Origin of the sequence: Burkholderia sp. Cy-637, from assembly GCF_011753175.1 — a bacterium.
GTDB lineage: Bacteria > Pseudomonadota > Gammaproteobacteria > Burkholderiales > Burkholderiaceae > Burkholderia > Burkholderia gladioli.
On sequence record NZ_VWWC01000265.1, the window covers coordinates 1 to 6,346 of the forward strand.

At 68.1% G+C, this 6,346-nt stretch carries 6 protein-coding genes; 4 read left to right on the forward strand and 2 right to left on the reverse strand.

The window, feature by feature from the left end:
- Window positions 1-2,333, forward strand: a 2,333-nt coding sequence (locus F3J10_RS33785; protein ID WP_167243895.1) for a TonB-dependent siderophore receptor, incomplete at its 5' end; no start/stop codon positions are given.
- Window positions 2,334-2,527: 194 nt separating this feature from the next.
- The gene (locus F3J10_RS33790) at window positions 2,528-3,442 is read left to right on the forward strand and encodes a glutaminase (RefSeq protein WP_167243896.1); all 915 of its coding nucleotides are present in this window, start codon (window positions 2,528-2,530) and stop codon (window positions 3,440-3,442) included.
- A gap of 6 nt (window positions 3,443-3,448) precedes the next feature.
- On the opposite strand, the gene F3J10_RS33795 is transcribed toward F3J10_RS33790, so the two are convergent.
- Window positions 3,449-4,132, reverse strand: a complete 684-nt coding sequence (locus F3J10_RS33795; protein ID WP_167234413.1) for a nucleotidyl transferase AbiEii/AbiGii toxin family protein — start codon at window positions 4,130-4,132, stop codon at window positions 3,449-3,451.
- On the reverse strand, window positions 4,125-4,622 hold the full coding sequence (locus tag F3J10_RS33800; protein WP_166916679.1) for a helix-turn-helix domain-containing protein: 498 nt from the start codon (window positions 4,620-4,622) through the stop codon (window positions 4,125-4,127). The genes F3J10_RS33795 and F3J10_RS33800 overlap by 8 nt, the downstream gene beginning before the upstream one ends.
- A gap of 158 nt (window positions 4,623-4,780) precedes the next feature.
- Here F3J10_RS33800 and F3J10_RS33805 point away from each other — a divergent pair, with 158 nt between their 5' ends.
- Together F3J10_RS33805 and F3J10_RS33810 are read left to right on the forward strand one after the other, a co-directional pair.
- Window positions 4,781-5,929 (forward strand): porin, encoded by a 1,149-nt coding sequence (locus F3J10_RS33805; RefSeq protein ID WP_166916677.1) that lies wholly within the window; start codon window positions 4,781-4,783, stop codon window positions 5,927-5,929.
- 10 nt (window positions 5,930-5,939) lie between these two features.
- A partial coding sequence (locus F3J10_RS33810) for an ATP-binding cassette domain-containing protein (RefSeq protein ID WP_205200580.1) occupies window positions 5,940-6,346 on the forward strand: 407 nt, incomplete at its 3' end.

Genomic DNA, 6,346 nt, shown 5'->3' on the forward strand with positions numbered 1-6,346 from the left:
CGGATGCCGCGAACCCGGCCGGGCGCCGCACCTGGCATGTGCCGGCCGGCGAGCTGGGCGCCGCCCTGTCCGAACTGGCCAGCCAGGCCGGCGTGACGATCCAGATGGACGCGCGGCTGGTCGAGGGCCGACGCACGCGCGGCATCGACGGCCGCTACACGCTGGCCGAGGGCTTCGCCGCCCTGCTCGCGGGCAGTTCGCTGGAGGCCGTCGACGGCGGCCGCCAGGTCTGGCTGGTGCGCGCGCGGGCCGGCGGCGGCAATGCCGATATCGATGCCGCCGGCGCGTCGGCCGCGGCCAGCCACGCGCTGCCGGTCGTCAAGGTCAGCAGCCGCGCGGGCGACGACGACGGCGGCTACGTGGCCGCGACCAGCAGCGCCGGCTCGAAGACCGCCACCTCGCTGCTCGAGATCCCGCAATCGGTCTCGGTGGTCACGCACGACCAGATGGTCCAGCAGGACGCGCAGACGCTCAACGCGGCGGTGCGCTACACCTCGGGCGTGCAGCCCGAGACGCGCGGCGCCGTGGCCACGCGCTACGACATGCTGACGGTGCGCGGCTTCTCGGCCAACACCTATTGGAACGGCCTGAAGCAGGTCGACAACAGCATGTATTCCACGCCGCAGATCGACCCCTATCTGCTGGAACGCATCGACGTGCTGAAGGGGCCGGTGTCGGTGCTCTACGGCCAGGCGGCGGCGGGCGGCGTGCTCGACCAGGGCAGCAAGCCGCCGACGCGCCAGCCGCTGCACGAGATCGGCGTGGAGCTCGGCACCGATGCGCACCGGCAGGCCACGTTCGATTTCTCGGGCCCGCTCGACGCCGACAGCCGCTACCTGTACCGCTTCACCGGCATCGCGCGCAGCGAGTTCGGCCAGGTCGAGAGCACCCGCAACGAGCGCATCGCGCTGGCGCCCTCGTTCACCTGGCGCCCCGACGAGGCCACCTCGCTGACGCTCTACGCGCTCTACCAGCGCGACCCGCGCAGCAGCTCCTACGGCGCGGTGCCGCTGGAGGGCTCGGTGATCGGCAGCCCCTACGGGGCGCTGCCGCGCGACTTCTACGACGGCGACACCAATTTCGAACGCTTCAGCCGCACCGAGGCGGCGCTCGGCTACCGCTTCTCGCGCAAGCTCGACCGCGACTGGACGGTGCGCTCGAACGCGCGCTACTTCCATATCGGCCAGGATTACGCGAGCGTCTACAGCAGCGGCTTCGTGCCCGGCACCTCTTCGCTGCAGCGCTACTCGATCGCCTCGCAGGACCAGTTCAACTCGATCGCGCTCGACAACCAGCTCGAAGGCCGCTTCGCGACCGGCGCGGTGCGCCACACGGTGCTGGCCGGCTTCGACTACCAGCACTTCGCCACCTCCTACGCGCTCGGCTACGGCAGCGCGCCGCCGCTCGACGTGCTCGCGCCGAACTACGCGCAGCCGATCGACCCGATCGCGCTCGCGCCCACCCGGATCCGCGGCAACCAGTTCGGCGTCTATGCGCAGGACCAGATGCGCTACGGCCACTTCGTGCTGACGCTGGGCGCTCGCCAGGATTGGGCCAATACCTCGACCACCGCCAATGGCGCGACCAGCTCGCAATCGGCGCGCGCCTTCACCAAGCGCGCCGGCCTCAGCTACGTGTTCGACAACGGCATCGCGCCCTACGTCGGCTACACCGAATCGTTCTCGCCGCAGAGCGGCACCAGTCGCGCCGGCCGGCCCTTCGACCCGGAACGCGCGAAGCAGTACGAGATCGGCCTGAAGTTCCAGCCGACCGACTACGACGCGATGTTCACCATCGCGCTGTTCGATCTCACCCGCAACAACCTGCTGACCACCGACACCGTCAACCCGCTCTACCAGACCCAGTCGGGCGAGGCGCGCTCGCGCGGCATCGAGCTGGAGGCGAAGGCGAGCCTGTCCGATTCGCTGAACGTGACGGCCAGCTATACCTACCTCGATACCAAGTACGTGAAGGACAACAGCGGGCTGGAGGGCAAGTTCCTGACCGGCGTGCCGCAGCACCAGGCCTCGGCCTGGGCCTACTACACGCAGCGGCGCGGGCCGCTGGCGGGGCTGTCGGCCGGCGCCGGGCTGCGCTACACCGGCCAGACCTACAACGACACCAACCAGTACCGGCTGGCCAGCTACCTGCTGCTGGACGCGACGCTGCGCTACGACCTCGGGCGCCTGTCCTCGCGCCTGAAGGGCTCGGACATCTACGTGAACGCGCAGAACCTGCTCAATCGCCGCTACGTCGCCTCGTGCTCGTCGACGGCCTGGTGCTGGTTCGGCTACGGGCGGCAGGTGTTCGCGGGCGCGAACTATCACTGGTAAGGCGACAGAAAGCCGGCGGCGGCGGCCGCGACGGCGGCTACGGGCGAGCGACAGGCGGCGGGCGGCAACGCCCCGCTCGCGCCGGCGCCGCTTCGCGCGAAAGGCCGCCGGGCCGCATCGGCGCTTGACGAATCGGCGCGCAGGCGCTTCCATACGGGCTCGCTGAATTCCGTGCGCGCGCCGCCGCCTTCGTCATGAATTACCAATCGATACTCGACCGCATCCAATCCGAAATCGCGCCCTGGATCGGCGCCGGGCGCGTCGCCGACTACATCCCCGAACTCGCCAAGGTGCCGGCCGAGCGCTTCGGCATCGCGATCGTCACGCTCGACGGTCGGACCTACACGGTCGGCGACGCGCAGGAGCGCTTCTCGATCCAGAGCATCTCCAAGCTGTTCGCCTGCACGCTGGCCTTCCAGTTGCTCGGCGACGAGCTCTGGCAGCGCGTCGGCCGCGAGCCGTCGGGCACCGCCTTCAACTCGCTGGTGCAGCTCGAGAGCGAGCGCGGCAAGCCGCGCAATCCCTTCATCAACGCCGGCGCGCTGGTGGTGACCGACGTGCTGAGCCGGCGCTTCGTGCGCGCCGAGACGGCGCTGGTGGAGTTCATCCGCCGCCTGATCGGCTCCAGCGAGATCGACTACGATTCGCGCGTGGCGAGCTCCGAGCTGCAGCATGCCGAGCGCAACCGCGCGATGGCGCACTTCATGGCCAGCTTCGGCAACATGTGGATGCCGGCCTCCACGGTGGTGGACGCCTACTGCCGCCAGTGCGCGATCTCGATGAGCTGCGTGGAGCTGGCCCAGGCCGCGCTGTTCCTCGCCAACGGCGGGGTGGCGCCGATCAGCGGCGAGCAGATCGTCGACGCCAGCTCGGCCAAGCGGCTCTCGGCCCTGATGCTGACCTGCGGCACCTACGATGCGGCCGGCGACTTCGTCTACCGCGTCGGGCTGCCGGCCAAGAGCGGCGTGGGCGGCGGCATCGTCGCGGTGCTGCCGGGGGAGATGGCGGTTTGCGTGTGGTCGCCGGGGCTGGATCCGAACGGCAATTCGCTGGCGGGGGTGCTGGCGCTGGAGTGGCTGACGACTTATACGGGGCGGTCGATTTTTTGAGGGGGATCAGCGATCGGAGCGGGTTCTTTTCGCCTTCGAATTCGGGGACGACCCATTGAGAAAATCGGCGACCACCTGGTAGCAATGCTCGAAGCCCGGACGATAGTCGAGCGTGATGATCCGCGCGAAATCGGCTTCGAGGCGGTCGCGCCGCTGGTCGAGGCGGTCCAGGATGACACGCGCGTGCGTGCGTAGCAGCGCCGCCTCGCGCGCGCAGGCGTCGGGACAGCGCTCCAGCACGAGCGCCATGTCGAACAAATCCCGGCCGGTAAACCCCTGGGCGCGATAGAAGGCTTTCTTGGCGATGATTTCGACGGGGGTTTCCGTCGTGACCATTCGGCCGCGAATCTCGCGCTCCGCCGTGGCTTGCTCGGTCAAGGTCGGCGCAATCACGAAATCGATGTCGCCGCCGTCTCCGACGATCTTCAGGTAGTGAGCAGCCTCGATGTATTCGGTCGCAAACGACTCCGCTACGTCATTGAGCCGAGGCGAATAGAAAGTCAGATATTGCGGGTCCGTGATGAAGATATCGATGTCCTTGCTGAATCGATGATTGAAATCGAGCATCAGCATCGTGCCGCCGCCGAATCGCCAGCGAGGCGGACGCTCCCCGACGACCTCGACGGTGTCGATCAACGCCACGGCCTGGTCGAACAGGCGCTCCCACATCTTCGGATCGAAATCAGGCAAGACGAAACTCCTCGGGTACGTTGAGCTGGCGGCTCGCCGCCCAGTTCCGCAGATTCTCCCGGATGCGAGCTCGCGTCGGCTTGCTCCAGGTCGCAATCGCTTTTTCGAACAACATCGGCGGGGTTTCCTCGAGTGCGTAGTCGACCAGCGTCGCCCACTTCAGCGAGACCTTGCCGGTCAGCAGAAAGCGCTCCATCACGGCCGGCGGCAGATTTCCGTGATAGCTGGTCGATGCCGTCCGGCAAAGCGCCAGCAGCGCCGCGGGATAGGCAGGCGAGTTCGATGGCACGAGGCCGATTCCGAGACGCTCGAGGATCGGCAGCAGGACATGCGAGCTGACATTGCCGCCGTCCTCGAGGTCGGCGACCACGCGCCGACCAACACCCGCGGCCGCAGCCAGGGTTTCCTGCGTCAGCCCATCGGCTTTCCGCCTTTCGCGGATCAGGCGCCCCAATTCGGCAGGAGAATGCAGTGAAGTATGTGCGTTCATATGTACGCTATATAGTACATATTTCTCGACAAGTCACGCTGTCTGGCTCCACCGCCGCCGCTTCGCCCCTGCGCGCCGCCCCCTCCTCCCTGTCACGAACCTGACTTACCCGCCACTTACAGTGGCGGCTCGATTGAATCCCAAAGAGGACAAAACTCGTGAACCACTCCTATCGCATCGCGGCGGTAGGCGCGTGCCTGGCCGCCTGTGCCGGCATGTCCGCCCACGCCTACGCAGACGAAACGCCAAGTGCCGCCGGCACCTCGGTGACCCTCTACGGTATCCTCGATACCGGTCTCGAATATCTCGACAACGCCGCTTCCTCGAAAGGCACCACGCACAGCGTGACGCGCCTGACCTCCGGCAACATGTCCGGCTCGCGCTGGGGCATCACCGGCCGCGAGGACCTGGGCGGCGGCACGCGCGCCTTCTTCCTGCTCGAAAGCGGCATCAACATCGATACCGGCGCCTCGCTGCAGGGCGGCCGCGAATTCGGCCGGCTCGCCTACGTCGGCATCGCCGACGAGCGGCTCGGCACCGTCTCGCTGGGCCGCCAGGGCGGCCTGTTCCTTGACTGGGTCAGCGAATACAACCCGCTCAAGAACGCCGTCTACGCGATCAAGATGCAGGATCCGGCCTTCTCCGACCGGCTCGACAACACCGTGCGCTACGAGAAGCGCTTCGGCGGCCTGACCGCCATCGCCCAGTACAGCTTCGGCTACGACAGCGTCACCTACGGCGCGCAACCGGCCGGCGACACCCGCTACGCGCGCGTGATCGAGGCCGGCCTGCGCTACAAGCACGGCCCGTTCAGCGCGACCCTGGTGTACGACCAGAAGAACGGCGGCAGCACCAGCGCGACGGCGGCCCACACCACCAAGGCCGGCGGCTACGAGGGCGACATGGACCGCCGCATCGGCGTGGCCGCGAGCTACAAGTTCTCCAGCGTCACCACCTACGCGGGCTACCGCTACCTCGATTCGCACGCGGTGCACCTGAGCACGCTGTCGAGCTCGCCGGTCGAGGCCAGCAGCCTCTACTGGCTCGGCTCGACCTGGTACGCGCAGCCGGACCTGGCCTTCTCGGGCACCGCGATGTACCAGAACTTCTACGGCAACTCGCGCGATCCGTGGTCGTTCCAGGTCGATGCGGACTACTTCCTGTCCAAGCGCACCGACCTCTACCTGAACCTCGGCTACGTGCTGAACCGCAACGGCTCGAACCTCGGCCTGAACGGCTTCGGCACCGACGTGGTGGCCGGCAAGAACCAGTTCGGCCTGATGGCGGGCATCCGCCACAAGTTCTGAAGGAGTCCGCATGAACCAGGGCACGCGCGTCCCGATCCGCCTGCGCGGCTTGCGCCAGCGCTTCGGCGCGCACACCGTCCTCGACGGGATCGACCTCGACGTGCCGGCCGGCACCACGCTCGCGCTGCTGGGGCCCTCTGGCTGCGGCAAGAGCACCTTGTTGAAGCTGCTGGCAGGTCTGCTGCAGCCCGACGAAGGTGCCGTGCAGTTCGGCGACCAGATCGTCGCCGAACCCGGCCGTTGCCTGCCGCCCGAGGCGCGCGAGCTCGGCATGGTGTTCCAGGACTACGCGCTGTGGCCGCATCTGACGGTGGCCGGCAATGTCGCCTTCCCGCTGGAGATGCGCCGCGTGCCGCGCGCCGAGCGCGCCGCCGCGGTGGCGCAGGCGCTGGAGCGCGTCGGCCTCGGCGGGGTCGG

What these genes read in the sequence shown, in the direction of transcription:
- F3J10_RS33790 (WP_167243896.1), top strand. Translation starts at nt 2,528, where the DNA reads ATGAATTACCAATCGATACTCGACCGCATCCAATCCGAAATCGCGCCC.
- F3J10_RS33800 (WP_166916679.1), bottom strand. Translation starts at nt 4,622, where the DNA reads ATGAACGCACATACTTCACTGCATTCTCCTGCCGAATTGGGGCGCCTG.